Below are 22,809 nucleotides of genomic sequence, written 5' to 3' on the forward strand. Positions count from 1 at the left end.
TGGAAATTAGTCATACCAACCGAAGATCCCGTAGCACCCGGTTACGCAGTTCTCCAGCTTCAGTCAGCGACCTATCCAGAAATGAATCTGAATGCATATAAAGGCGAAACGTCGGTTTATATGCCACAGAATCCAAACCGGAGGATAGAACATGAAGCAGAATGCAAGCAATGAGATTCCAGGGATCGCAAATATCAATCGCGTTGTCGTGATGATGTTCGAGAATCGGTCCTTTGACCATATTTTTGGTGCTTTCCCCGACGTAAACGGTCTCTTTGAGAACGGCCAGATCAACCAGAATTACTATAACCTTCCTGATCCACTCAAACCACCATCGGAAACTAATCCTCACGTGTATCCGACTCCGATTGATCCGTCTCTTCCTCAGAAGAACGATTTCAACCACAATTTCGGTGACGGCATGATGCCCGATCTGTTCGGCCCGATTTTCACCCTCACAGGTGATAAAAAACACCTGCCTTCTGAGCCTGCAACGATTTACACTTCGGGTTATGCGAATGGAGCTCCAGTGGGGAAAAAAGCGCTGCAGGCTTATCCGACGACCAATTCGGGTTTCTATTCGACGTACAGAGATATCGACGATCAGCCTACGATCCAGGGCCAGGCAGCCCTGACGTATTTCGAAGACGGCGAACTCCAGGTGCTTCACACGCTGGCGAAAAACTTCGTTCTCTGTGACAACTGGCACTGCGATATGCCAGGACACACCTTGCCCAATCGCGCTTTCATTCATACCGGCAGGACAGGTGTAGGGATAGACGATGGCGATAGCGGAAAGAACGAATATCAAAACATATTCTCCCTGATCGAGCCTCTCCCGAGTCCTTTCCCGCACGACTATCAACCGTCCAGGTGGAAAATATATGTACCGGAAGCCGAGGGTGGCAAGCTTGGCCAGATCGACACTGCGTTTTTGAATTCAAATGTCAACCCTTACCGGGGAGCGTCCATCTCTGAATTCGCAACCGATTGTCAGAATGGAAGCCTTCCTTTCTACAGTTTCATCATGTGCTGGTTGCCATCAACTGACGCCTACACCGACACCAGCATGCATCCGAACTCCCTGATTCAACCTGGTGAGAACTTGTTGGCTGCAGTCTACAACACGCTTCGCAGCAGCCCATGCTGGGAAGACACGTTGTTGGTCGTCACTTTTGATGAAAATGGCGGAATTTATGATCATGTGTTTCCGCCTGCTACCACACCACCGGTTCCTGGGGCGGAGCCAACGACGCAGTACGTTTCAGGTAGCGACTGCGGAAACAGCTGGACGCTCAATTCGACATTTGATTTCTCGCTGCTCGGCTTACGAGTTCCAGCTTTGCTGATTTCACCCTGGCTGGAAGCGGGAGTAGATAGCCATCAGTATCAGAACACGTCAGTACTACGCTTCCTGATTGACAAAATGAACACGATGAATCCGGTTGGTGAACCAGTCATCGAACCTCTGACACAACGCGACGCGACTGCACCCACGCTCGAGTCGGCATTCACTCAGTACGGTCAGAGCACAATGCGTCAAGATTGCCCAATCTGGATCACACCCTACTCGAAGTTGCCGAGCACTGATCCGAGCACTGGCAGCAGTACGATTCCTTACAGCGACGGCACGCTTACTAAATCGTGGAGTCCACCCCTATCCATGTTGAACGCGAAACCCGTGCCCTACATAAACGAATTCCTGAGCATTTATGTGGCCCGGTTGCCGGGACATCCTGACAGCGGAAAGAAGATCACCCGCGATTTCTCTACGAACGCAGAAGTCGCCAGCTACACGGCAGAGCGCGTCGAGGCGGCCAATCAATTTTACAGTTCTGCCGCATCGGGCATGCATGCCAATCCAGGCCCTGCCTGATTTCTCAAACAGATTGATTCAAATTGTATTTTACAAGGTATAAAGTGGGTTCACTACCTGTTGTAAGGAGGGCGAGGCAAACCGGGACCAAATCCAATCGTGATTGCCAAGCAATCGGCACAACCTAAACGCGTTATATCCCCGATTTCGGTTGGGATCAGGGCGCTCGCAATCTGTTCAATACAGGCATGGATTGCAACATGCGATGCGCCCATTGATGGCGGATTGGTATCAGCTTATTTACCAGGATCCTTTTGGTTCAGAAACTGGTCGAATTCGACGTTGTAGAATTCGTCACCGACTTTTTCAACCTTGCGCACATAGACTGTCTGCACGATATCGCGGGTTTGTGGATCGATGGTAATCGGGCCACGCGGGCTGTTGAGCTGAATATTCTTCAGGATAGCCATGGCCTGGTCACCATCAATCTTGCCGTTCAATTTGCGTACCACTTCATAGATCGCTGCCATGCCGTCATACGCCGCCACCGCCATGAAGCTGGGGCGACCCGCGCCTGGATTGGCAGCAGCAAAATTCTTCAGGAAAGCCAGGTTCTCTGGTGATTTGTGCGCTGCTGAATAGTGGAAGGTGGTGATCACGCCCAGTGTGGTGTCGCCCATGGCAGGCAGTGCGTGGTCGTCGGTCAGGTCGCCAGTGGCGATCACCTTGATGCCTGCCGCAGCCAGGCCACGTTCACGGTAGCCTTTCATGAAGGCGACGCCTTGTTCGCCAGCGGGCACGAAAATGAACACGGCATCAGGTTTGGCGTCCTTGACGCGCTGAATATAGGGTGCAAATTCCGGATTGCGTAGCGGAACACGGATTGCTTCAGTGATCGTGCCGCCACCTTTGATAAACTCATTCTTGAATGCCGTTTCGGCATCAATGCCGGGTCCATAATCCGCCACCAGTGTCACTACCTTCTTGATGTTGTTCTTCGCCGCCCAGGTCGCCATGGGGGCGGAAATCTGCGCTAGCGTCATCGAAAAACGCACGATGTAGTTGGACTTGGTGGTGATCGCCGAGCTGGCGGCATTCATGATGATCATCGGCTTCTTCGCTTGCTCGGCGATGGGTGCGACAGCCAGCGCTTCCGGCGTCAGGCTGAAGCCAGCCAGAAAGTCGACCTTGTCGCGCACCACCAGTTCTTGCGCCACCCGCTTCGCGATTTCAGGCGAAGGCCCGGTAGTGTCCTTGATGATGATCTCGATTTTTTTGCCTGCAACTGTGCTGCCGTTTTGCGCCATCCACGTCTTGATGCCGCCTTCCATCTGTTTACCGTAATCGGCGAAGGGGCCAGAGAAGGCGGCGATCAGACCAATCTTGATAGTGTCCTCAGCCCGCGCCAGCGGCAGCGCAAACAATGCAACAGCTGTCAGTGTCGCCATCGATACCAATTTTTTCATCGTCATGCTGGTCTCCTATATTGTTCTATGCGTTCTGTGTATTCTGTTTTCTATATGAAGAATGGCCAAGGCAACTTGCCTGCAAGGGCAGGCATCAATTCTGTAACGCCTACAATGCCAGTAATGCAAGCAATGCGGCTTTCGTTGATCGCCATTGCCGCATACATAGTATCCAATGTATGTGCGATTAACAATCCATTGTTCGATAATCGCACACTTTAAAAATGATGCGCATAAGACCAGAAATGGTCCAAAATGAAGAATGCAGCCTAGTGGACTGTAACTTTGAAACAGAAGTGAAAGACGCTTGCCCGGCGATCAGGGCAAGGCAAGGTTAACACTTATGCGGAGCGATAGTGAACTATCGCGAGCATTTGCAACGCAGCCATGGTCGTCGCGCAAGCGGAAGGCACTCTGTTTTCAATTGTTACAGTCCACTAGATACTTATTACTGCATCCACCGCTGCCAAGAACGCGGTTCTAAGGCAACAGTATCGAAAGCTCTTGTGCGCCGCGCAACAGCACTGGCAGGAACTCTTGTTCCAGTTGCTTGACGCTGACGCGGGATGCTTGTGCGCCGACGTTCAATGCTGCCAGCACCGTGCCGGATGCACCACGCACCGGTACGGCGATGGAGCGTAATCCCAGTTCCAGTTCCTCATCATTGATGGCGTAGCCAGCCTGGCGCACCTTGGCCAGTATTTCGCGCAGGCGTTTCTGGTTAACCACCGTGTTTTCCGTCATTGCCCGTAGCCTGGTGCGTGCCAGGTATTGGTCCAGATCCTCGGGTGGCAGGTGCGCCAGCATGACACGGCCCAGCGAAGTGCAATAGGCGGGCAGGCGGCTGCCGGTGTTCAGTGCCACCGACATCACGCGCGAAGTGGCGGCACGTGCGACATACAGCACTTCATCGTCATCCAGCACCGCCAGTGAACTCGATTCGTTCAGACTACGGCTGATATTGTTCAGGTAAGGCTGGGCTGACACCGTTAGCGGGGTTGACGACAGGTAAGAATATCCCAGCGTCAGCACCTTGGGGCGCAGTGAAAAATTGTTCAGCTCTGCATCCACGTAACCCAGTTCACGCAAGGTATGCAGGCAGCGTCGCACGGCGGCCCGCGGAATCCCGGTTTTCTGGCTGATGTTGGCGATGGTCTGCGGCTTACGTGAATCGCTGAAGGCCCGCACTACAGCCAGACCGCGCGCCAGCGAGGTCATGAAACTGGGATCAGTCATTGCGTCGATCTGCTCCGAGATGCTTGGTTCGTGCTCTTGCCCGGCTTCTGCAGCGGTGGTCTTGGTGGCTTTGGTAGTCTTTAGATTCTTGGACATGGCGTGATTTTAATGCAGTCGGTAAGTGCTATCGTTTTATTTGTTGACCTTGGGGGCGCGACGTTGTTACACTATTCGTGCGATAAACAATCATTTGTTCGATTATCGCACAACATGAATCGCAAAGGCAAACATATGATTGATAAGACTTTTGAATCGCTGGAGCGCGCCGTGGCTGACATCCACGACGGTGCCACGGTCATGATCGGCGGCTTCGGCAACGCTGGCATGCCGTCCGCACTGATCGATGCGCTGATCGCGCAGGGTGCTCGCGACCTCACTATCGTCAACAACAACGCCGGCAATGGCGAAACCGGGTTGGCCGCGCTGCTTAAGAGCAAACGGGTGCGCAAGATCATCTGTTCCTTCCCGCGCCAGACAGACTCCCATCATTTCGACGCGCTGTACCGTGCCGGCGAGATTGAACTGGAACTGACCCCGCAAGGCAATCTGGCCGAGCGTATACGAGCTGCCGGTGCCGGCATTGGCGGTTTTTTTTCGCCAACTGGCTACGGCACGCAGTTGGCAGAGGGCAAAGAGACACGTCTCATCAATGGTCGCCACTATGTGCTGGAAGCGCCGATCCATGCCGATTTCGCGCTGATCAAGGCATTGCACGGCGACCGCTGGGGTAACCTGGTGTATCGCAAGACTGCCCGTAATTTCGGCCCCATCATGGCGATGGCTGCCAAGACCACCATTGCGCAAGTGCGGCAGGTGGTCGCGCTGGGTGAACTCGATCCTGAAGTGATCGTCACACCAGGCATCTTTGTCCAGCGTGTAGTGAAGGAGGCAGCATGACGCACAAATATACCCGCGACCAGATGGCCGCCCGCGTGGCGCAGGACATTCCTGAAGGTGCCTATGTCAACCTGGGCATCGGTCTGCCAACCAAGGTGGCCGACCACCTGCCCACCGAGCGCGAAGTGTTTCTGCACAGCGAAAACGGCCTGCTGGGCATGGGCCCTGCACCGGCGGCCGGTCAGGAAGACGAAGACCTGATCAACGCTGGCAAACAGCCTGTCACGTTACTGACTGGCGGTGCCTACTTCCACCATGGCGATTCGTTCGCAATGATGCGTGGTGGCCATTTGGATATCTGCGTGCTGGGCGCTTTCCAGGTAGCATCCAATGGTGACCTGGCCAACTGGCATACCGGCACACCCGACGCCATACCCGCTGTCGGCGGCGCCATGGACCTGGCAATCGGTGCCAAGCAAGTGTTTGTAATGATGGACCATCAGACCAAGACCGGTGAAAGCAAGATTGTCAGCCAGTGCAGCTATCCCTTAACTGGCATGGCCTGTGTCAATCGTATCTATACCGACCTGGCCGTGCTGGACGTAACGCCGCAAGGCTTGGCAGTACGCGAGATGGCCCCCGGTCTGAGCTTTGAAGCGCTGCAAGCCGTCACTGGTGCACCGCTGTTACCGTTGAAACAAGAGAGGATGACATGAACGAAGCCTATATCTGTGATGCAGTACGAACCCCCATCGGCCGCTACGGCGGCGCATTAAAGGACGTGCGCGCTGACGACCTCGGTGCACTGCCGATGCGTGAACTGATGCGCCGCAATCCCGGCGTCGACTGGACGGTGGTGGATGACGTCATCTATGGCTGTGCCAACCAGGCCGGCGAAGACAACCGCAATGTGGCGCGCATGTCGGCACTGCTGGCCGGTTTGCCACAGGAAGTGCCAGGCGCCACCATCAACCGGCTGTGTGGGTCAGGAATGGACGCCATCGGTACGGCGGCACGTGCCATCCAGGCTGGTGACGCCAGGCTGTTGATCGCTGGTGGTGTCGAATCGATGACGCGTGCCCCATTCGTCATGGGCAAAACTGATTCGGCGTTTGCGCGCAATGCGTCATTGCAAGATACGACCATGGGTTGGCGCTTCATCAACAAGACATTCAAGGAAGCTTACGGCGTCGAGACCATGCCGGAAACGGCAGAAAACGTTGCTCAGGACTATGGCATCAGCCGCGCCGACCAGGATGTATTTGCGCTGGCAAGCCAGAACAAGGCTGCTATCGCCATTGCCGAAGATCTCTTTGCGCGTGAAATTGTTCCGGTATCGCTGCCGCAAAAGAAAGGTGATCCTGTCGTCTTCAACCAGGACGAGCATCCGCGTGCTACCACGCTGGAAGCATTGGCAAAGCTGAAAGGCGTGGTCAGAACAGATGGCAGCGTTACCGCTGGCAATGCGTCTGGCATCAATGACGGTGCCTGTGCACTCTTGATCGCCAATGCGGACGCGGCATTCCAGTATGGACTAAAGCCTTTAACCCGCATCGTCGGCATGGCGACTGCCGGTGTGGCACCACGTGTGATGGGTATCGGCCCGAAACCAGCGGTGCAAAAGCTGTTGCGCCAGACCGGTCTGACATTGGCGCAGATGGATGTGATAGAACTGAACGAAGCCTTTGCGGCGCAAGGCCTGGCCGTACTGCGCCAGTTAGGCCTGCCTGACGACGACCCACGCGTCAATCCCAACGGCGGTGCCATCGCACTGGGCCATCCGCTGGGCATGAGCGGCGCACGCCTGGTTACCACGGCAAGCTACCAGTTGCATCGCAGCGGTGGACGGTATGCGCTGTGCACTATGTGCATAGGCGTGGGGCAGGGCATTGCTATGATCATTGAAAGAGTGTGAAGAAAGAGTGTGAAGCAAGAATGCAAATCATGTAGCTTGTAGAGAAGTAGCGGAGACAACCAATGAAAAAACAAAATCAAAATGAGAGCCTGACGTGCTAGCCAATTTTGCCGGTGTACTGTTTGACGGCATTGCCTACGGTAGCCTCTTGTTTCTGATCAGTGTCGGCCTGTCGGTCACGATGGGGATGATGAACTTCATTAACCTGGCACACGGTGCGTTTGCAATGCTGGGCGGCTATGTCAGTGTCACGCTACTGTCGCGCCTGGGCGTGCCGTTTCTGGCATCGCTGCCGCTGGCCTTCCTGGCATCCGCCATCACGGGACTGGTGCTGGAACGGCTGCTGTATCGTCGCCTGTATCAGGCCAGCCACCTGGACCAGGTGCTATTCTCCATCGGCCTTACCTTTATGTCAGTGGCCGGTGCCACCTGGTTGTTCGGCCCGACCCAGCAGCCTGTCACGCTACCGGACTGGCTGCGCGGCCAGGTAGCGCTGCTGGGGTTGGACATAGGCGTCTACCGCCTGTTCCTGATTGGTGTGGTGGTGCTGGTTACAGTGGCGCTGGGATTGTTGATCGAACGTACCCGTTTTGGCGCGCAGATCCGTGCGTCTGTGGATAACCAGACGGCCGCTGCGGGCCTGGGCATCAATGTCAGCCTGGTGTTTAGCCTGACTTTCGCGCTCGGTTCAGGCCTGGCTGGCCTGGGTGGTGGCTTGGGTATCGACGTGCTTGGGCTGGACCCAACCTTCCCGATCAAGTATATGGTTTACTTCCTGTTGGTGGTCGCGGTGGGTGGTGCCGGGACGATCAAGGGGCCACTGTTGGCGGCGCTGATCCTGGGCGTATTCGACGTCGCAGGAAAATACTATGTACCGCAAGTGGGTGCCTTCGTCATCTACGGCCTGATGGTGCTGTTGTTGATATTGTTCCCGGCTGGCCTGATACGGAGGAAAGCATGAACGCCATCACCGAAACCGCCACCCAAGCTCAGATCATGCCGGTACCACGTTTGCCACATGACCGCTGGACACCACTGGAAGTCGCCTTCTGGCTACTGCCGGTGGCGGCATATTTTGCTTTTCCAGGTTACCTGGTGCTGATCAGCCAGATCATGATCACCGGCCTGTTCGCACTGTCGCTGGACCTGATGCTGGGCTATGCCGGTATCGTCTCGCTGGGTCACGCCGCCTTTTTCGGTCTGGGTGCCTACGCCGCCGGCCTGCTGTCCGTACACGGCTGGAGCGAACCATTCAGTGGTCTGCTGGCTGGTGCTGCAATTGCCGGCCTGTTTGGCTTCCTCACAGCCTGGCTGGTGGTGCGCGGCCAGGATTTGACGCGCCTGATGGTCACACTGGGTATCGGCCTGATGCTGTTTGAAGCGGCCAACAAGGCATCTTTCCTGACTGGTGGCGTAGATGGTTTATCCGGCATGGTGGTGGGTAAATTGTTCGGTATCTTCGAGTTCGATTTGAACGGCAATGTCGCTTACTGCTACAGCCTGGCCGTGCTATTTCTTGTATTTTTGCTGCTGCGCCGGCTGGTGAAGTCGCCGTTCGGCCTGAGCCTGATCGGCATCCGCGAAGGCGTGCACCGCATGCCTGCGCTGGGTGTCAATGTCAATCGTCGCCTGGTGGCGGTGTTCACGGTCGCGGCGACAGTGGCCGGTTTGGCGGGGGCGCTGTTGGCGCAAACCACACAGTTTGTCGGGCTGGATTCGCTGGGTTTTCCGCGCTCTGCCGAGCTGCTGATTATACTGGTGCTGGGCGGCACTGGCCGTCTGTATGGTGCGCTGATCGGTGCGGCGGTGTTCATGCTGGCACAGGACTATCTGTCTGGCCTCAATCCGGCTTACTGGCAGTTTTATATCGGCCTGCTGCTGGTGGTGATCGTGCTGTTTGCGCGTGGCGGCATTCTGGGTGGCCTGGAAGTACTGGCCCATCGCTTCAAATCATGGCTGCGCAAGGAGCAAACATGAAGCATGCCAATAACAATAACCCAGACATCACATTACGCACCGAAGGCTTAAGCAAGCAGTGGGGCGCATTCGTCGCCAACAGCGATATCAACCTGAGCTTCGCCCCCGGCGCACGCCATGCGCTGATCGGTCCCAACGGTGCCGGCAAGACCACCTTCATCAATCTGCTGACTGGCGGTCTCATACCCAGCAGCGGCAAGGTGTATCTGGGCGGTGAAGACATCACACATCTGCCACAGCACCGCCGTGTGCAACGTGGCATGACACGCACCTTCCAGCTCAACACCCTGTTCGCGGGCATGACGGTATTGGAGTCTGTGGCACTAGCGATTTGCGAGCGACGCGGGTTGCAGTCGGTGTGGTACCAGACAGTAGCCAGGCAAGCCGATGTCATTGATGAGGCGATGGCCCTGTTGACGACACTCAAGTTGAGCGACCAGGCCAACAGCATGACACGCAGCATGGCATATGGCAAACAGCGACTGCTGGAAATTGCACTGGCGCTGGCCACCAAGCCGCGCATCCTGCTGCTGGACGAACCGGCAGCAGGCATCCCGCAGGCGGAAAGCAAGGAACTGTTCGAGGTGCTGTCCCAGTTACCGCGCGACGTCACGCTGCTGTTTATTGAACACGACATGGGGCTGGTGTTCCGTTTCGCCGACCGCATCACGGTCCTGGTTTCTGGCAAGGTGCTGACCGAAGGCACGCCGGCAGAAATCGCGGCAGACCCGCGTGTCAGGGAAGTCTATCTGGGGGAGGCCGAATATGTCTGATATGCCTGAGTTGTTGGCACTCGATAAAGTCTGCGCCGGGTATGGCGAGTCGGTGGTACTGGAGGATGTATCCTTCGTACTACACGAAGGCGACAGCCTGGCCTTGCTCGGTCGAAATGGCGTCGGCAAAACCAGCCTGTTGATAACGTTGATGGGATTGACGCGACTGCACAGTGGTGCCATACGCTGGGCAGGGTGCGACATCGTGCGCATGCCCACGCATCAACGCGCGCGTGCTGGTCTTGGCTGGGTACCGCAAGAGCGGCATATGTTTCCCTCGTTGACGGTGGAAGAACATCTGACTGTGGTGGCCCGCCCCGGCCCATGGAATCTGCAGAAGGTATATAAGATTTTCCCGCGCCTGTACGAGCGCCGTACCAACATGGGTAACCAGTTGTCCGGTGGCGAGCAACAGATGGTGGCGATTGCACGTGCACTGATGACCAACGCCCGCATCTTGCTGCTGGATGAGCCTATGGAAGGCCTGGCCCCCATCATCGTGCAGGAACTATCGCGGGTGATCCGCAAACTGGTCCAGGACGAAGGCATGTCGGTAATCGTGGTCGAGCAGCATGCGCGCTTGGCGCTGTCACTGACCCAGCGCGCCATCGTGCTTGATCGCGGGCGCATCGTGCACGATTCGGACAGTGCCAGCCTGTTGGCCGATGGTGACAGGCTGGACCGTCTCGTCGCAGTAGCCTGACGCATTGGTAATCGAAAGCCGGCTTATTTGGGCTTGTAGATCCCCGCACCGACTGTGTACTTGCCTTCAGCCAGGCGGATATAGGATGTCTTGTTTTCCAGCGCCTTGGTAGCTGGATTGACCCACACATAATCGACCCAGCCGGGTTTCTTTGACTGGGCCACTTCACGCATTTCCTGTACGAATTGTTTTCCGTTGGCATCCTTCAACTGCGACATGTCCTTGCCGTTCATCTTCGGCGTTACTGCATGGCAGACCATTATCATCTGCGCATCCTGGACAAACACATACAGGTCACCCTGGATAAACCCCCCCTTGGGATCAGAGAAGTCTTTACAGGCTTCATCGATGCCTTTTTTCTGGATATCTGCCACCGCCTTGTCAACCAGGGCAATGGCATCGGCCTTATTGGCAGTTTGCGCAAGGACGGGCAGGGCGGAAGCAAGTAGCAGGGCGGTCAAACTGGCGATGGCGTAGCGTTTCATGATGTCTCCTGATGTGATGAATGGAATATTGGAATATTCTTTTTTATATCAGCTTACCTTGTGCGCGGCCAGTGCGCTATAAGAGAGAGAGCCGCGGCTTTGCTCGTTGTTTTCCTGCACAAGTTTGGTCAGCAATCTCATGAATTGCCATTACTCCACATTCGTCATTGGTGCCTGCTGTGCTGGCACCAATGACGCGCTTATTCACCGCGTCGTTGCGCGGCCACGGCAAGCGTTCGCCACCAGCACGGATTGGTGGGATGCTCTGGCACGAAGCGCGTTGCCGGTGCCTCCAACATATCAATCGTTGTGCGGATGCAATATCAGGCACGGACCATCCCTCACTTACGACATGACGACATCCTTGACGTCACGTTTTCATTTTTCAAGCTTGGATTCTCTACGATTATCGCGAGCGTAGCCGCCACCATCGGCGCATTCAGCAGTTGCCGCGAGCATTCGCCTAGCTCAATTGGACTATGTTATTAACTTTGAAAGACCTTTAGTATTGTGTCACGTAAACAATTCTTTGCGATCAAACCTAATGCCACCATATGTTCTACCTAAAATTTGCTCGTTCATCCGTGCTCAAATGGCTCAGCCTGTTTATCGCGAAAAAAGCTGGCGATGATCAATTTATTCGACAGCAACGGCATAGCACACTGTGGCTTAGCTAGCAGAAAGGGTGGGTGATGTTTTTCAATCTGACCAAGGCCCTAGGCGAGCTACTGCAACAACGCCACGTTCCATCCCTGTTGAGAGAGGCTGATCTGTCCTATGACAGCCCGACGGAGGCTTATAAACCAGTAAAAAACAGCATCAATCTGTTCCTGTTCGACGTGCGGGAACGCACAGATTTGCGCAGCAGCGTGCCGGTGATACGCGAAGGCGTCAGCGGCAAGACTGTGGTGATCGGCGCTCCCGAGCTACGTATCGCCTGTTCCTATCTGGTGACGGCCTGGGTTGAAGCAGGGCAGTCTGGTCAAAGCGCGGTCCTGCGTCAGCACGAACTCTTGGGTGAAGTGCTAAAGCTGTTCGCCGCAACGCCAGTGCTGGCACCGAAGAACGTTTTGGGTGAGACAAAGACCTGGCTCGGAACCCAGTCTTTCCCTGTTGAATTGGTGGTCATGCAATCCGACTTGACGAAGAACATCTCAGAATTCTGGACTGCCGTGGGTGGAAAACTGCGGCCAGCCTTTACAGTGACCGCCACAGTGGCAATGACACCGGGTACTGCAGAGGTGACAGAAGCACTGGTACTCAGTAAGGAAGTTGATGTGCGGGAGTGGAAGGTGGGTTCAGAAAATCATTAGACAGGTCCCTGCTCGGGGTTTAAGGACGTCAATAGTAATTTAATTTCAGGAGAAATATGCCATGTCATACGTGTCGCCAGGAGTGTATGTAGAAGAAGTACCACCGCTGTCCAGGCCGATCGCAGGTGTGGGGACCAGCACGCCGGGATTCATAGGCTGTCTCGCCGATGACATCTACCTGCCAGTACGGCCATCTAAGCCAGGAGAAAACTGTTTATGGGCCTTCCACAAAGTTGAAGCTAAGGAGAACGTCCCCTACCTGATCACTTCCTGGCCAGCATATGTTCAATTGTTCGGCGACTTCATTGCATCGGCTAAGAGTTCCACAGCTGTCGAATCGTCGGACCCTAAAACGACGGATGACGCCAGGAAAGCAGAATATCTGAAGAGCAGCAATTATCAGCCCTATTTGGCACACGCGGTGTATGGCTTTTTCAATAATGGCGGCAGCCGTTGCTATGTTGTCCGTGTTAAACCGGCCAGCACGATTGACATTGACAAGGCAATCACGGCACTAGCGGCACTGGATGAGATTTCGACGGTGGTAGCGCCAGGGCTGAACAAGAACGCCGCGCTGAAAGACTATGCCCAGCTCTACAAACGATTCGCCATCCTGGATTTTGTTAAAGATACGAAAGCAGACGGCGCCAAAGCGCTAATCAGTAGTTTGCATAATCCCAATTCAGCGATTTATCATCCGTGGCTTCAGGTATCGGATCCAGCCATGACCTTAGTTGATCCGCTGACACCGGAAAACAGCTTGATCTATGTGCCGCCCGGCGGCCATGTTGCAGGTGTCTACGCACGTAGCGACGCCGAGCGCGGCGTGTTCAAGGCGCCGGCGAACGAAGCTTTGCTTGGTATTGCCGGTATCCAGGAATCAATAACGAGCAACGTTCAGGGAGATCTGAATACAGCTGGCGTCAACGTAATCCGCCTCATGAATGGCGCCTACCGGATCTGGGGGGCTCGCACCGTTGGCGGCGATGCCAACGGCGAATTCCGCTACATCAGTACGCGTCGCTACATGAACTATCTGCGTCAGTCCATCGACGCCGGCACCCAGTTCGTCGTGTTTGAACCCCACACACCGGCTTTGTGGCAGCGCGTGATCCGCACGCTCACGGACTTTTTAACCAATGAATGGCGCTCGGGTGCCCTGTTCGGCGAAACGGCCAAGCAAGCCTTTTACGTGAAGTGCGACGCTGATGTCAATCCGCCTTCGCAACGTGAGCTCGGTCAACTGGTCACCGAGATCGGCGTGGCAATCGTCAAACCGGCTGAGTTCGTTATATTCCGTATCCATCAATCTTCTGGCGGCTAATTGTCCGCACCGATCACAGGGAAAAAATCATGGCCAGAGTAGATCCATATAAAAATTTTCGCTTTCTTCTGGAAATCGACGGTCTGACGCAAGCGGGGTTTTCCGATTGCAGCGGATTCGGTTCAGATGTGGAAGTGGTGGAATACCGCGAAGGCGGCGATGCGTCGACTGTCCGCAAATTGCCGGGAAAGAGTAGCTTTCCTGATCTGACACTGAAGTGGGGTATCACCGATTCGCGTGAACTGTATGACTGGCATCAAGGCATTCTGGATGGCAAGCTGCAGCGCAAGAACGGTTCGATTATCCTGCTCGACGACCTGGGCCAGGAAAAGGTACGCTGGAATTTTTTCGGCGCCTGGCCCAGCAAATACAAGGCACCCGACCTGAGTGGAACTGGCAAGGAAGCGGCAATCGACGCCTTGACAATCAGTTGTGAACGTCTGATCAGAGCAGCAGCATGAGCGACTTCGCCACCGAGTTTGATTTTGTGCTGCCCAAGGGCTATGTCGATGCGGCAGGCACGGTGCATCGCGAAGGATCCATGCGCCTGGCCACCGCAGCCGACGAGATCTTGCCACAGAAAGATCCGCGGGTGCAAGGCAACCCTGCCTATCTGGTGCTGATCCTGCTGGCACGAGTGGTGGTGCGGCTGGGTGCGCTGGATGCGATCAATCCCAAGGTGATCGAAGGCATGTTCGCGGCAGACCTGGCCTACCTTCAAGACTTTTACAACCGCATCAACAGCAGTGCTTCGCTAAGCGTGGCGGTGGCTTGTCCCAGTTGCCAGCACACGTTCGAGGTCGAGCCAGAAAAAGTGGGGGAGTAGTAGGCTACCCCATCGCTCGGCTGTACGAGGAGGTAGCCTTTATTGCTTACCATTTTCACTGGCCGCCTGAGCGCTTGATGAACATGGAACATGCCGAACGCCGTCGCTGGGCGGAAGAAGTATCCCGTATAAATCTTGAGCTATCACATACTTCACATACATCACATTTAGCATAGACGATGACTACCCCTATCAATCCGCCGTCGACGAGCCAGCTCGCAGGACTGAGTTTGCCGCCCGGGCTGCTGGCCAGCATGGCCTGGATGCGTTACATGCAGGGCTGGGCACGCCCCACGCACGGCCTGCGGCGGGGTGGCTTGCATCTGGCGACGATGGCTTGCCTGCGGAATGTGATGGCAAGGCAGCGCACGCTGCAATCGATGATCGTGGGACGGGCCGATGGTGCCTGGACCGTGCTGACCCTGAATTGGCAAGCTGTGGTAGTACAGCAAACGCGGCGTTCAGCGCGTGGTGCCGTAGCATTGCCAGCGACAAATTTTCGCGAAATAGCTGTGCCATCCCCACGCTGGAAGCCGACGTCACGCACGCCTGAGCCAGATAATCAAGCCGCCACGCCGACTGCGGCAGGCTTGCCTGCGGCACACCGGGGCGTTGGGCTGGCGACGTCAGTTCCGCCATCCGGCCTGGCGGCAAAAATTGACAGGCCGCTTCATCGACCCACATCTATATCAGTGCCGCAAGCGATATCAGTGCTGCAGGCTGCACCGCCACTAAAGCAGCGAGCAGTCGGGCAAGTGCCTTCAGGCGTAAAATGGTCGCCCGAGCAGTTGGGCATGCAGATGCGTCCAGATCCGGCACCAGCACTAATCTCAGGAGAAGTAGGTCGACGCTTGCCCACGACATTGTTGGCGGCGCAGCCGGCAATCGCACTGGAGCAGCGCTCCCAGCGCTTGGCACCTGCAGGACAGTCTTTGCCCACCGTGCGGCAGGAGTGGCCCGCCATGGTGCTGGCCGGGTCCGCCAGTAACATGACTGACATGGCGGGTGCGGCTAGTGTAATTAATGCAGCCGTAATTAATGCAGCCACTAAAGCCAATGACGCCCCCAGCCTCGGCGACCTGTTGTTTGACCAGGCCACGCGCGCGCGCGGCGACATTCCTCCGTCTGACATCTGGCAACAGTCACCATCTGCGGCCAAGGCAAGGCCGGACCGGGTACAACAGACACAAACATCTGCAATACCGCACATCGATCGCGACGGCATGGAACAGATAGCCACGCGGGTGATGCGTATCATTAAACGTGAACAACGCCGGGAACGTGAAATCAAAGGGAGAATCTGATGGCGCTGACCAAGGCAGTGATCGTAAATATTGATGGTGGTGGCCAGACGATACCGGTGATGTTCAATCCACCGAGCTATTCGCTGTCCCGTTCCAACCAGTTTAAGGAAAGCCGGGTCCCGGGGAAATCCTCAGTTTTAATGGAGTATGTCAGCGGCATAGCCGACTCCCTGAGCACTGAGTTCTTCTTTGACACAAGCGATGCCGGCACCGACGTGCGCGAACGCACCAACGCCATAGAGAGTCTGATGCAACTGGCACCGCGCAGCAAGGCCCCGCCGCAATTGCTGCTGATATGGGGCTCGCTGGTATTCAAATGCGTCATCGTCAGTGTACGGGCCGAATTCGACTATTTCAACACTGCAGGCATGCCATTGCGGGCCAAGCTGCAGGTCGAGTTCAAGGGTATCAGTGTGGCGGGGCAAGATGCCAGGGACCGGGCGGTCACCACCATTCATAAGGTACCGCCAGGGCAGTCCTTGCCCGCCATCGCGGGCAGGCACTATCAAGACCCGGCCAAATGGCGCGAAATTGCCATAGCCAACCAAATCGATAACCCGCGCAAAGTACTGGCCGGAAAATTGCTTAACTTGACAGGGTTGGTATGACCATCCATTTCAGCGAACAGCCGTGGAGTCAGGCATCGGCGACCGATGTGGACATCCGCGCGCGGACTGGGTCGGCAAGCCTGTACCCGGTGGCTTACGGCTTGCGACAAGTGATGCTGAGCCGGAACGGCGTGCCACTGGACCCAGCAGTGCTGGGAGTGATCAACCGGATGTCGGTGTCGCTGGGTGCCAATCAGCAAGGCAGCTTTACGCTGGAGATCGAAGACCCGATGCTGATGTTGATCGATAGCCTGCAGGGACCCAATCGCGGAACGCTCTGTGAAGGCCATGTGTTGGAAATCTCCCTGGGTAACGCCGAGACCCCGCTGAAGATGGTCATGGCAGGCACAGTCAGCGCAATTACCGTCGAACTGGACAGCGAAGAAGGATTGCACGTCCAGGTGGAGGGGCATGACGCGCTCAGCACGGCCGCAGTAGGCAATGTCTACATGCGGTACATGGACGAAATGAACGATTACGAGGTACTCAGTTTTATTGCGTCCAAGATACTCGATCTGTTGCTCTCTATCGACAGCCTGACCCAGGACGAGATGACAGCACCTCCGGGACGCGCCCGCATGCAGGCTGGCATCAGCTATCTGGATTTGATTGCCGAGCTTGCCGATCAATATGGCTGTCATTTCTGGGCCGACGGCAACATCTTGCACTTTCGCCGCGAACGTCCAGGCAAAAAAATCAGCCTGGAGCGGGGCGTCAATCTCTTCAGTCTGTCTTTTCGCCTCAGTACTAGCGGTCAGGTGGGCGCAGTAGAAAGCCGGGGCTGGAATACGGCACAGGCCGAAGAGGTGAGCGCCCGAACGACACCACCAAAAAGCTATTGGGGCCGTCTGTCGCAGGCTGCCAAGGCCAGTCTGGTAGCAGACAATGCCGTACACAACATCATTGTGCATGACGCGACCGAAGCCAAGCAACGAGCTGGTGCCGAGATGCGCCGCCTGATGGGCATGCTCATCACGGGTGAAGGCAGCACCATCGGCAATCCAGAGATGCGGGTGGGCTGCATCGTCAACGTGATTGGCATGGCACGCTTCGACGGTGAGTACCAGGTGCAATCTCTGGTGCACCGGATCGACAATGAAGGATTTCGCACAGACTTCACATTAAGGCTGCATATATGAATGAATTACCCGGCACGCTGTATCTGGGCGTGGTCGATACGGTAAAACTCGACGCCAACGGCTGTCTCGACGTTTACCTGCCCGCGCTCAAAAGCATCTTGCAATGCCGGGTCGCTACGGCAATGGCGGGCGCAGGGCGCGGCGTGTTGTTTTTGCCGGAAAAGGGCGATCAGGTACTAGTGGTGCCAGTACTGGGGTCGGACATCGGATTTGCCTTGCTGAGCAGCGTGTGGCATCTCAATGCCAAGCCGCCAGGGGGAGATGGCACAATCACCAATGACGTCAAGCTGATCCAAACCAGAGGTGGCAACAAGATCAGCCTGATCGATACTGAAGGCAAGGAGAGTATTGAAATCTCGACCAAGGATAAGCAGCAGTGCATCAGGTTTTCGATCGAGGAAGGGCATATCGAAATCACTGCCGGTGCGATCAAGATGAAGGGAAACGTGGAGATTGACGGCACACTGACAGTCAACACCGGCGGCCACAGTACGGCGATCAGCGGCAACGAAATTACCGGAAAATAAGGGAAAGCATGAGCGAACTGAAACTGTTGGGCGTGCTTGATCTGGGTGGTGCATTAAAGCTGAAAGCGACAAAAGTACTTGCGAAGGGTAAGGAGATTCTCGTAGTAATGGAAACGTCGGAAACAGCCCATTGTAGCAACGCCGTGCCAGTGATAATACCGACACCGCCCGCAAAACCCCTGACTGAAGGCACTCTGGTTTGGGTGAATAATTCATTCAACCGCACGGTCTGTATCAACAAAGACAGGCGAGTGGTAGCTGGAGGAACTTGCGTACAAGGAACCACTGGCGCTGGCATCTGGCCAGGTCTGCTGCTGCCAGGCAGTAGCACGGTCCGGGTTGGCGGTGTCCCCGTCAGCGTGGAAGGGGACCAGGCCATTATTCTGGCCAATGGCGCGCCAGTGGTGCTGAATGTCAGTGGGCAGGGCTAAAGTCATGAGTCTGAAGAATTTAATTATTTCCAGCCCGCATAACGGCGACGTGTTTGCTTTAGGTGAGCAGATCAGCTTCACCGGCGCCGCCGAAGTCCAACCGGTGCGAGCACTCTACTATCATTGGTATTCGTCGTTGCCTTTTCCAGAGCGAGGCGAAGACAAGTGGCACGAGTCGCTGAAGCAGCCGGTCGAATTGGCACAACAGCCGCCGGCGTGGAAAAGCACGCAGTTAGAGCCAGGCGCGCAGTACATCACGCTGGCGGCGAGCGACCAGCAAGGCGAGAGGATCGACAATTGGCAAAAGGTGACGATCGGTGGCATCGCTGGTGGCGAACGCCTGCCGCCCGACCACGTGGGGCAATGCCTGATCCACGTGCTCCAGTCCTTTGTATCGTCCGTGCACCAATTACCGGACACGCCTTCGGAATACTGGCTGGAGATAGAGTTCCAGTTGCCTGTCAATTGGTCGCCGGACAAGCGGCTTTCCGGCACCCGTCAGTGCCAGCCGGAATACAATAATTGGCGCTTCAACTTGTATTTGCGTGCGCTAAACGATGAAGGACCCGGGGAGGAACTCCTGCCGTACACCCCCGGGCAGCAGATCACAGTCCGGCGCGACGGTAAGAAGCAGTTCGCTGTGTTCCAGAGCACTTCCCGGCTGACCGGGCTGTACGAGCTCATCTTGCATGTTTCTTTCCAGGGTAGTCAGCACACACCGGTCAACCACATCCGCACCTTATCACTGCTACCGGCAGCATCAATCAAGGAGAAACGTAATGCCTTACTCAACTGAAAATAATCGAGAGATACTGGGACGGGGAATTGCCTTTTTTCCACTCCGGCTGATGGGCGGTACGCTAGGGATGAATGAATACGACGAGCACATCAGGCAATCTATCCGGCTGATCCTTGGTACCGCCTACCACGAACGCGCTATGCGCCCCGACTTTGGGGGCGGCATGGAAGCGCTGACGTTTGAACCCATGAATCCGGTCACCGCGATCCTGGCCCAACTACAGGTTCAAACCGCGCTGGCGAAGTTTGAACCGCGCATCGACGTGCTTACCGTGCAGGTCTCGGCATTACCGGATGAAGGAAAGTTAAATATCGACATCATCTATCGTGTTCGAAGTACCGATACCGTTTATAACCTGGTGTATCCCTTTTATATAGAGCGGGGAGGGCTGTAATGAGCATTCGTCCTCCACTGATCGATACCCGCAGCGAAACCGATCTGCGTCACAAGACACGTGGCCAGCTCTACAACGTGCTGAGCGCCGTGTATGGCTGGAAGCAGCCTGCTAATCAAAGCGACAGCACCGACACCAGCGAACCTTATGGAGGCGAAGCCTGCGACGCACTCGTGCACATTTTTGCGCGTTACTGCCACCACATCGTCGAGCGCATCAACCGCACTCAGGAAAAGCATTTCCTCGCCTTTCTTGACCTGCTGGGCAATACGCCGATTGCAGCCGCGCCGGCGCGGACGGTGGTTAGCTTTGCGCTGGATGGTGCCGCGCGACAAGGGCGGCTGCTGCCGGCCGGTACCCGGCTGCAGGCGTTGTCGGCGGCAAGCAATGCCGTGCTCTATTTTGAAACGGAGCAAGACCTGTGGCTCAGCAATCTTAGTCTGAAGTCACTGATGGCCGCCAACGGCGGCGTGACTGACGACTGGTCTACATTGATCGACAATGGTAACGATGATGGCAACGGTGCCGCCAGAGAGCTGTTCAGCGGAAAAAACAACCGGTATACATTCCTGTTTGAGTATAAGGAAACGGCACGCTTACCCGAGGGCGAGCCGGTTGAGCTGTACGTTTGGATAGATAGTCCGCGGTATCAAGCTGCCGATTCATCGTCCAACAAAGAGTCAGACAAAGAACGTAAAGGGCTGACATGGGAGCTCGGCCGGAAGGATGACAGAAAAGGAACGCTGATCACGGTGGAAGATGAGACCGACGGACTCACCCGCTCCGGCGTCATTCGCTTTCTTGGCCCGGCCGGAAACACCACCCCGTTTTGGCTGTCTGTCAGCGGTGATCAGGATCCTACCAAGCCAGCCATGCTTTGCGTTGCGATCAATAGCGTGGCGGCACTTCAGTGTCAGACCCTGGTCGGTGAGGTGCTTGGTTCCAGTTCAGGACAAGTCAATCAGCAGTTTTTTGCCGCGCACCAGCCCGTGATGAGCGGTCAATTGCTGTCCGTGCTCGAAATCGCCGCCAATACCGGCGCGGAGCCCCTTGTGTCCGAGGACAGTTGGGTACCTTGGCAGGAAACGCCGGATTTTCATGCTTCCGGCCCCTGTGACCGTCACTATGTACTCAATCGCCAGAGTGGAAAGTTGCGTTTTGGCGATGGCAAACGCGGCATGATACCGCCGGCCGGTGCGCGCAATATCAGGCTAACCAACTACAGGGCTGGGGGCGGCGCGGCTGGCAATGTTTTTGCCGGTGCGATCAAAAGCATCGTATCGAACACCTACGAAGTAGTGCGTGTGAAGAATCTGTTTGCCGCCAGCGGAGGCGCTGAAGCCGAACAGACCGCAGCATTGCTGCAACGCGCCCCGCGCAGTCTGCGCCACCGCCAGCGTGCGGTGACCAAAGAGGATTACGAAGATCTCGCGCTGCAAGCGACGACCGGGGTGGCCCGCGCCGAATGCGTGCCGCTACACAATTTGCAGGAAAATGCCTACAAGATCCTCCGCACCAAGACGGACGAAGAGAGCGGTGTTGGCAAGGTGAGCGTTATCATCGTGCCTGCCGACACTGGGGAAAGGCCGCAGCCTACGCTCGATCTGCTCCAGCGGGTGCGTGCTTATCTGCGTGAACGCTGCTGTGTAGAGGCACATGTCGAAGTGGTCGGGCCGCTGTATTTGCCGGTCGTGGTCAACGTCAGCGTACAGATTGAGTCGCAACGTGACACCGTAACTACGATAGACGAGCTAAACCGCCGTTGCCTGGCCTACCTGCATCCGCTGACTGGTGGGCGGGATGGGTGTGGCTGGCCCTTCGGACGGCTACCACACGCATCCGATTTCTATGCCGTGCTGGCTGGCACCCCGCATGTCAAATATATTTCGGCACTGGATATCAGCTACAAGGAGACTGCCCAGCATAAGAAGATATTTGATACGAAGCGCTTCCTTGTCTGTGCAGATAAAGTAACCGTAAAAATATCCGACACCCGCTGAGAGCCATTATGCCTATTGAACTTCCCGATCTCGATGACCGACGCTTCGCCGACCTGGTGGACGAAGGCCGCGCCATGATTCCCGGTCTTGCACCGTCCTGGACCGATCATAATCTGTCGGACCCCGGCATCACCCTGATCGAGTTGTTTGCGTCCGTCAGCGAGCAATTGATCTATCGCGTGAACCGTGTAACGACCGAGCACAAGAAAGCCTTTCTTAAATTGCTCGCCCCCGGTCAAGAACCCGGCGAGCACATCGATGACGACCTGGCTAAGGCGATTTGCGGTCTGCGTGTAGAAAAGCGCGCTATCACGGCCAGCGACTTCGAGCAACTGGCTGGTACTGTCAACGGAGTGCAGCACGCACGCTGCCTGCCGCGTACCAAGCTTGTCAAGAAGGACAACGTCGAATCCCTTGAGCACAACGCCATTGGCCATGTGACGCTGGTATTGGTCGGCAATGCCACTATGAGCCCGGATAAACACGAAACGATGCTCGTTAATACGCGCAAGAAGCTGCAGGGCTGTACGGCGCTCACCATTAGCAGCGATGAGACCCTTGCCGCCATCCCTGAGGGCAATCGCGCTACTTTGCATGTGATGGTTGCACGGCCGTTGCAGGTAACCATAAATGTAGAACTAGTCTGTTTTGCTGAGCATCGTTCGGACCAGGGGAAACAAGTCGGTCTGGCGCTAACACAGGCATTGCAGAACCATTTTCATTGCGTTGCGGGTGAAGAGGGCTATCGACCACCGCCGCCGGGCAAGGCACTCTACAAGTCTGAACTCTATGCGGTAATCACGCGCGTGACCGGCGTCGACTATGTGAAGAAATTGACGCTAACGGTAGACGGACAGCCTGATTCCATTGGCATCATTCCGGGACCGGATGCGTATATCAAACTGGCCGTGCGCTGGGCGCTAAGCAATGAATAGG

Annotated in this window: 25 protein-coding genes; 22 read left to right on the top strand and 3 right to left on the bottom strand. The window is 56.0% G+C overall.

All coding sequences use genetic code 11. The features are described 5' to 3' along the window. Positions 1–151: 151 nt before the first annotated feature. On the top strand, positions 152–1,876 hold the full coding sequence (locus ACO0K9_RS03350) for an alkaline phosphatase family protein (protein WP_422981738.1): 1,725 nt from the start codon (positions 152–154) through the stop codon (positions 1,874–1,876). Between the two features lie 236 nt (positions 1,877–2,112). Here the strand turns inward: ACO0K9_RS03350 and ACO0K9_RS03355 are convergent, their stop codons facing one another. Both ACO0K9_RS03355 and ACO0K9_RS03360 read right to left on the bottom strand, forming a co-directional pair. Further along, positions 2,113–3,288, bottom strand: coding sequence for an ABC transporter substrate-binding protein (locus tag ACO0K9_RS03355; protein ID WP_422981740.1), 1,176 nt, complete (start codon positions 3,286–3,288; stop codon positions 2,113–2,115). A gap of 474 nt (positions 3,289–3,762) precedes the next feature. Next, positions 3,763–4,614 carry an IclR family transcriptional regulator domain-containing protein gene (locus tag ACO0K9_RS03360; protein ID WP_422981742.1) on the bottom strand — a complete coding sequence of 284 codons (852 nt, stop codon included), beginning with the start codon at positions 4,612–4,614 and terminating at the stop codon, positions 3,763–3,765. A gap of 135 nt (positions 4,615–4,749) precedes the next feature. Between ACO0K9_RS03360 and ACO0K9_RS03365 the strand changes: the two genes are divergently transcribed. From ACO0K9_RS03365 to ACO0K9_RS03395, 7 genes are all read left to right on the top strand, one after another. Continuing rightward, positions 4,750–5,415, top strand: coding sequence for a 3-oxoacid CoA-transferase subunit A (locus tag ACO0K9_RS03365; RefSeq protein ID WP_422981744.1), 666 nt, complete (start codon positions 4,750–4,752; stop codon positions 5,413–5,415). Further along, positions 5,412–6,071, top strand: a complete 660-nt coding sequence (locus ACO0K9_RS03370) for a CoA transferase subunit B (RefSeq protein ID WP_422981746.1) — start codon at positions 5,412–5,414, stop codon at positions 6,069–6,071. The genes ACO0K9_RS03365 and ACO0K9_RS03370 overlap by 4 nt, the downstream gene beginning before the upstream one ends. Next, positions 6,068–7,270, top strand: coding sequence for a 3-oxoadipyl-CoA thiolase (gene pcaF, locus ACO0K9_RS03375; RefSeq protein ID WP_422981748.1), 1,203 nt, complete (start codon positions 6,068–6,070; stop codon positions 7,268–7,270). Before ACO0K9_RS03370 ends, pcaF begins: the two co-directional genes overlap by 4 nt. Before the next feature lie 94 nt (positions 7,271–7,364). Further along, complete coding sequence (locus tag ACO0K9_RS03380; RefSeq protein WP_422981750.1) at positions 7,365–8,231, top strand: branched-chain amino acid ABC transporter permease; 867 nt, start codon at positions 7,365–7,367, stop codon at positions 8,229–8,231. Then, positions 8,228–9,247 (top strand): branched-chain amino acid ABC transporter permease, encoded by a 1,020-nt coding sequence (locus ACO0K9_RS03385; RefSeq protein ID WP_422981752.1) that lies wholly within the window; start codon positions 8,228–8,230, stop codon positions 9,245–9,247. Before ACO0K9_RS03380 ends, ACO0K9_RS03385 begins: the two co-directional genes overlap by 4 nt. After that, positions 9,244–10,020 (top strand): ABC transporter ATP-binding protein, encoded by a 777-nt coding sequence (locus ACO0K9_RS03390; protein WP_422981754.1) that lies wholly within the window; start codon positions 9,244–9,246, stop codon positions 10,018–10,020. The genes ACO0K9_RS03385 and ACO0K9_RS03390 overlap by 4 nt, the downstream gene beginning before the upstream one ends. A 1-nt stretch (position 10,021) precedes the next feature. After that, on the top strand, positions 10,022–10,723 hold the full coding sequence (locus ACO0K9_RS03395) for an ABC transporter ATP-binding protein (protein WP_422982518.1): 702 nt from the start codon (positions 10,022–10,024) through the stop codon (positions 10,721–10,723). 23 nt (positions 10,724–10,746) lie between these two features. Here ACO0K9_RS03395 and ACO0K9_RS03400 read toward each other — a convergent pair whose 3' ends face one another. Then, positions 10,747–11,208: a cache domain-containing protein gene (locus tag ACO0K9_RS03400; protein WP_422981756.1), complete on the bottom strand. Its 462-nt coding sequence runs from the start codon at positions 11,206–11,208 to the stop codon at positions 10,747–10,749. 692 nt (positions 11,209–11,900) lie between these two features. On the opposite strand from ACO0K9_RS03400, the gene ACO0K9_RS03405 reads away from it, so the two are divergent. From ACO0K9_RS03405 to ACO0K9_RS03470, 14 genes are all read left to right on the top strand, one after another. After that, positions 11,901–12,521, top strand: a complete 621-nt coding sequence (locus ACO0K9_RS03405) for a DUF4255 domain-containing protein (protein ID WP_422981758.1) — start codon at positions 11,901–11,903, stop codon at positions 12,519–12,521. Between the two features lie 61 nt (positions 12,522–12,582). Then, positions 12,583–13,845: a phage tail sheath family protein gene (locus ACO0K9_RS03410; RefSeq protein WP_422981760.1), complete on the top strand. Its 1,263-nt coding sequence runs from the start codon at positions 12,583–12,585 to the stop codon at positions 13,843–13,845. 29 nt (positions 13,846–13,874) lie between these two features. Further along, a complete protein-coding gene (locus ACO0K9_RS03415) occupies positions 13,875–14,306 on the top strand; it encodes a phage tail protein (protein WP_422981762.1) in 432 nt (143 codons plus the stop codon). Further along, on the top strand, positions 14,303–14,671 hold the full coding sequence (locus ACO0K9_RS03420; RefSeq protein ID WP_422981764.1) for a phage tail assembly protein: 369 nt from the start codon (positions 14,303–14,305) through the stop codon (positions 14,669–14,671). Before ACO0K9_RS03415 ends, ACO0K9_RS03420 begins: the two co-directional genes overlap by 4 nt. Further along, positions 14,626–14,847: a DUF6760 family protein gene (locus tag ACO0K9_RS03425; protein ID WP_422982520.1), complete on the top strand. Its 222-nt coding sequence runs from the start codon at positions 14,626–14,628 to the stop codon at positions 14,845–14,847. The genes ACO0K9_RS03420 and ACO0K9_RS03425 overlap by 46 nt, the downstream gene beginning before the upstream one ends. Positions 14,848–14,850: 3 nt before the next feature. Further along, positions 14,851–15,975, top strand: a complete 1,125-nt coding sequence (locus ACO0K9_RS03430; RefSeq protein ID WP_422981766.1) for a hypothetical protein — start codon at positions 14,851–14,853, stop codon at positions 15,973–15,975. Continuing rightward, on the top strand, positions 15,975–16,583 hold the full coding sequence (locus tag ACO0K9_RS03435) for a hypothetical protein (RefSeq protein WP_422981768.1): 609 nt from the start codon (positions 15,975–15,977) through the stop codon (positions 16,581–16,583). The genes ACO0K9_RS03430 and ACO0K9_RS03435 overlap by 1 nt, the downstream gene beginning before the upstream one ends. Further along, positions 16,580–17,722, top strand: coding sequence for a phage late control D family protein (locus ACO0K9_RS03440; RefSeq protein ID WP_422981770.1), 1,143 nt, complete (start codon positions 16,580–16,582; stop codon positions 17,720–17,722). Before ACO0K9_RS03435 ends, ACO0K9_RS03440 begins: the two co-directional genes overlap by 4 nt. Then, the gene (locus tag ACO0K9_RS03445; protein ID WP_422981772.1) at positions 17,719–18,249 is read left to right on the top strand and encodes a phage baseplate assembly protein V; all 531 of its coding nucleotides are present in this window, start codon (positions 17,719–17,721) and stop codon (positions 18,247–18,249) included. The genes ACO0K9_RS03440 and ACO0K9_RS03445 overlap by 4 nt, the downstream gene beginning before the upstream one ends. Before the next feature lie 8 nt (positions 18,250–18,257). Beyond that, on the top strand, positions 18,258–18,680 hold the full coding sequence (locus ACO0K9_RS03450; protein WP_422981774.1) for a hypothetical protein: 423 nt from the start codon (positions 18,258–18,260) through the stop codon (positions 18,678–18,680). Between the two features lie 4 nt (positions 18,681–18,684). Continuing rightward, complete coding sequence (locus ACO0K9_RS03455; RefSeq protein ID WP_422981776.1) at positions 18,685–19,476, top strand: hypothetical protein; 792 nt, start codon at positions 18,685–18,687, stop codon at positions 19,474–19,476. Then, complete coding sequence (locus tag ACO0K9_RS03460) at positions 19,460–19,873, top strand: GPW/gp25 family protein (RefSeq protein WP_422981778.1); 414 nt, start codon at positions 19,460–19,462, stop codon at positions 19,871–19,873. Before ACO0K9_RS03455 ends, ACO0K9_RS03460 begins: the two co-directional genes overlap by 17 nt. Continuing rightward, positions 19,873–21,873 (top strand): putative baseplate assembly protein, encoded by a 2,001-nt coding sequence (locus ACO0K9_RS03465; RefSeq protein WP_422981780.1) that lies wholly within the window; start codon positions 19,873–19,875, stop codon positions 21,871–21,873. The genes ACO0K9_RS03460 and ACO0K9_RS03465 overlap by 1 nt, the downstream gene beginning before the upstream one ends. 8 nt (positions 21,874–21,881) lie before the next feature. Further along, a complete protein-coding gene (locus tag ACO0K9_RS03470) occupies positions 21,882–22,808 on the top strand; it encodes a hypothetical protein (RefSeq protein WP_422981782.1) in 927 nt (308 codons plus the stop codon). Position 22,809 lies beyond the last annotated feature (1 nt).

It is taken from the genome of Undibacterium sp. Ji50W (genome assembly GCF_049340445.1).
Taxonomy (GTDB): Bacteria; Pseudomonadota; Gammaproteobacteria; order Burkholderiales; family Burkholderiaceae_D; genus Undibacterium.

What these genes read in the sequence shown, in the direction of transcription:
- ACO0K9_RS03465 (WP_422981780.1), top strand. Translation starts at nt 19,873, where the DNA reads ATGAGCATTCGTCCTCCACTGATCGATACCCGCAGCGAAACCGATCTG.
- ACO0K9_RS03445 (WP_422981772.1), top strand. Translation starts at nt 17,719, where the DNA reads ATGAATGAATTACCCGGCACGCTGTATCTGGGCGTGGTCGATACGGTA.
- ACO0K9_RS03440 (WP_422981770.1), top strand. Translation starts at nt 16,580, where the DNA reads ATGACCATCCATTTCAGCGAACAGCCGTGGAGTCAGGCATCGGCGACC.
- ACO0K9_RS03360 (WP_422981742.1), bottom strand. Translation starts at nt 4,614, where the DNA reads ATGTCCAAGAATCTAAAGACTACCAAAGCCACCAAGACCACCGCTGCA.
- ACO0K9_RS03435 (WP_422981768.1), top strand. Translation starts at nt 15,975, where the DNA reads ATGGCGCTGACCAAGGCAGTGATCGTAAATATTGATGGTGGTGGCCAG.
- ACO0K9_RS03405 (WP_422981758.1), top strand. Translation starts at nt 11,901, where the DNA reads ATGTTTTTCAATCTGACCAAGGCCCTAGGCGAGCTACTGCAACAACGC.
- ACO0K9_RS03415 (WP_422981762.1), top strand. Translation starts at nt 13,875, where the DNA reads ATGGCCAGAGTAGATCCATATAAAAATTTTCGCTTTCTTCTGGAAATC.
- ACO0K9_RS03395 (WP_422982518.1), top strand. Translation starts at nt 10,022, where the DNA reads ATGCCTGAGTTGTTGGCACTCGATAAAGTCTGCGCCGGGTATGGCGAG.
- ACO0K9_RS03410 (WP_422981760.1), top strand. Translation starts at nt 12,583, where the DNA reads ATGTCATACGTGTCGCCAGGAGTGTATGTAGAAGAAGTACCACCGCTG.
- ACO0K9_RS03450 (WP_422981774.1), top strand. Translation starts at nt 18,258, where the DNA reads ATGAGCGAACTGAAACTGTTGGGCGTGCTTGATCTGGGTGGTGCATTA.
- ACO0K9_RS03420 (WP_422981764.1), top strand. Translation starts at nt 14,303, where the DNA reads ATGAGCGACTTCGCCACCGAGTTTGATTTTGTGCTGCCCAAGGGCTAT.
- ACO0K9_RS03460 (WP_422981778.1), top strand. Translation starts at nt 19,460, where the DNA reads ATGCCTTACTCAACTGAAAATAATCGAGAGATACTGGGACGGGGAATT.
- ACO0K9_RS03400 (WP_422981756.1), bottom strand. Translation starts at nt 11,208, where the DNA reads ATGAAACGCTACGCCATCGCCAGTTTGACCGCCCTGCTACTTGCTTCC.
- ACO0K9_RS03470 (WP_422981782.1), top strand. Translation starts at nt 21,882, where the DNA reads ATGCCTATTGAACTTCCCGATCTCGATGACCGACGCTTCGCCGACCTG.
- ACO0K9_RS03385 (WP_422981752.1), top strand. Translation starts at nt 8,228, where the DNA reads ATGAACGCCATCACCGAAACCGCCACCCAAGCTCAGATCATGCCGGTA.
- ACO0K9_RS03350 (WP_422981738.1), top strand. Translation starts at nt 152, where the DNA reads ATGAAGCAGAATGCAAGCAATGAGATTCCAGGGATCGCAAATATCAAT.
- ACO0K9_RS03370 (WP_422981746.1), top strand. Translation starts at nt 5,412, where the DNA reads ATGACGCACAAATATACCCGCGACCAGATGGCCGCCCGCGTGGCGCAG.
- ACO0K9_RS03455 (WP_422981776.1), top strand. Translation starts at nt 18,685, where the DNA reads ATGAGTCTGAAGAATTTAATTATTTCCAGCCCGCATAACGGCGACGTG.
- pcaF (WP_422981748.1), top strand. Translation starts at nt 6,068, where the DNA reads ATGAACGAAGCCTATATCTGTGATGCAGTACGAACCCCCATCGGCCGC.
- ACO0K9_RS03430 (WP_422981766.1), top strand. Translation starts at nt 14,851, where the DNA reads ATGACTACCCCTATCAATCCGCCGTCGACGAGCCAGCTCGCAGGACTG.
- ACO0K9_RS03365 (WP_422981744.1), top strand. Translation starts at nt 4,750, where the DNA reads ATGATTGATAAGACTTTTGAATCGCTGGAGCGCGCCGTGGCTGACATC.
- ACO0K9_RS03355 (WP_422981740.1), bottom strand. Translation starts at nt 3,288, where the DNA reads ATGACGATGAAAAAATTGGTATCGATGGCGACACTGACAGCTGTTGCA.
- ACO0K9_RS03390 (WP_422981754.1), top strand. Translation starts at nt 9,244, where the DNA reads ATGAAGCATGCCAATAACAATAACCCAGACATCACATTACGCACCGAA.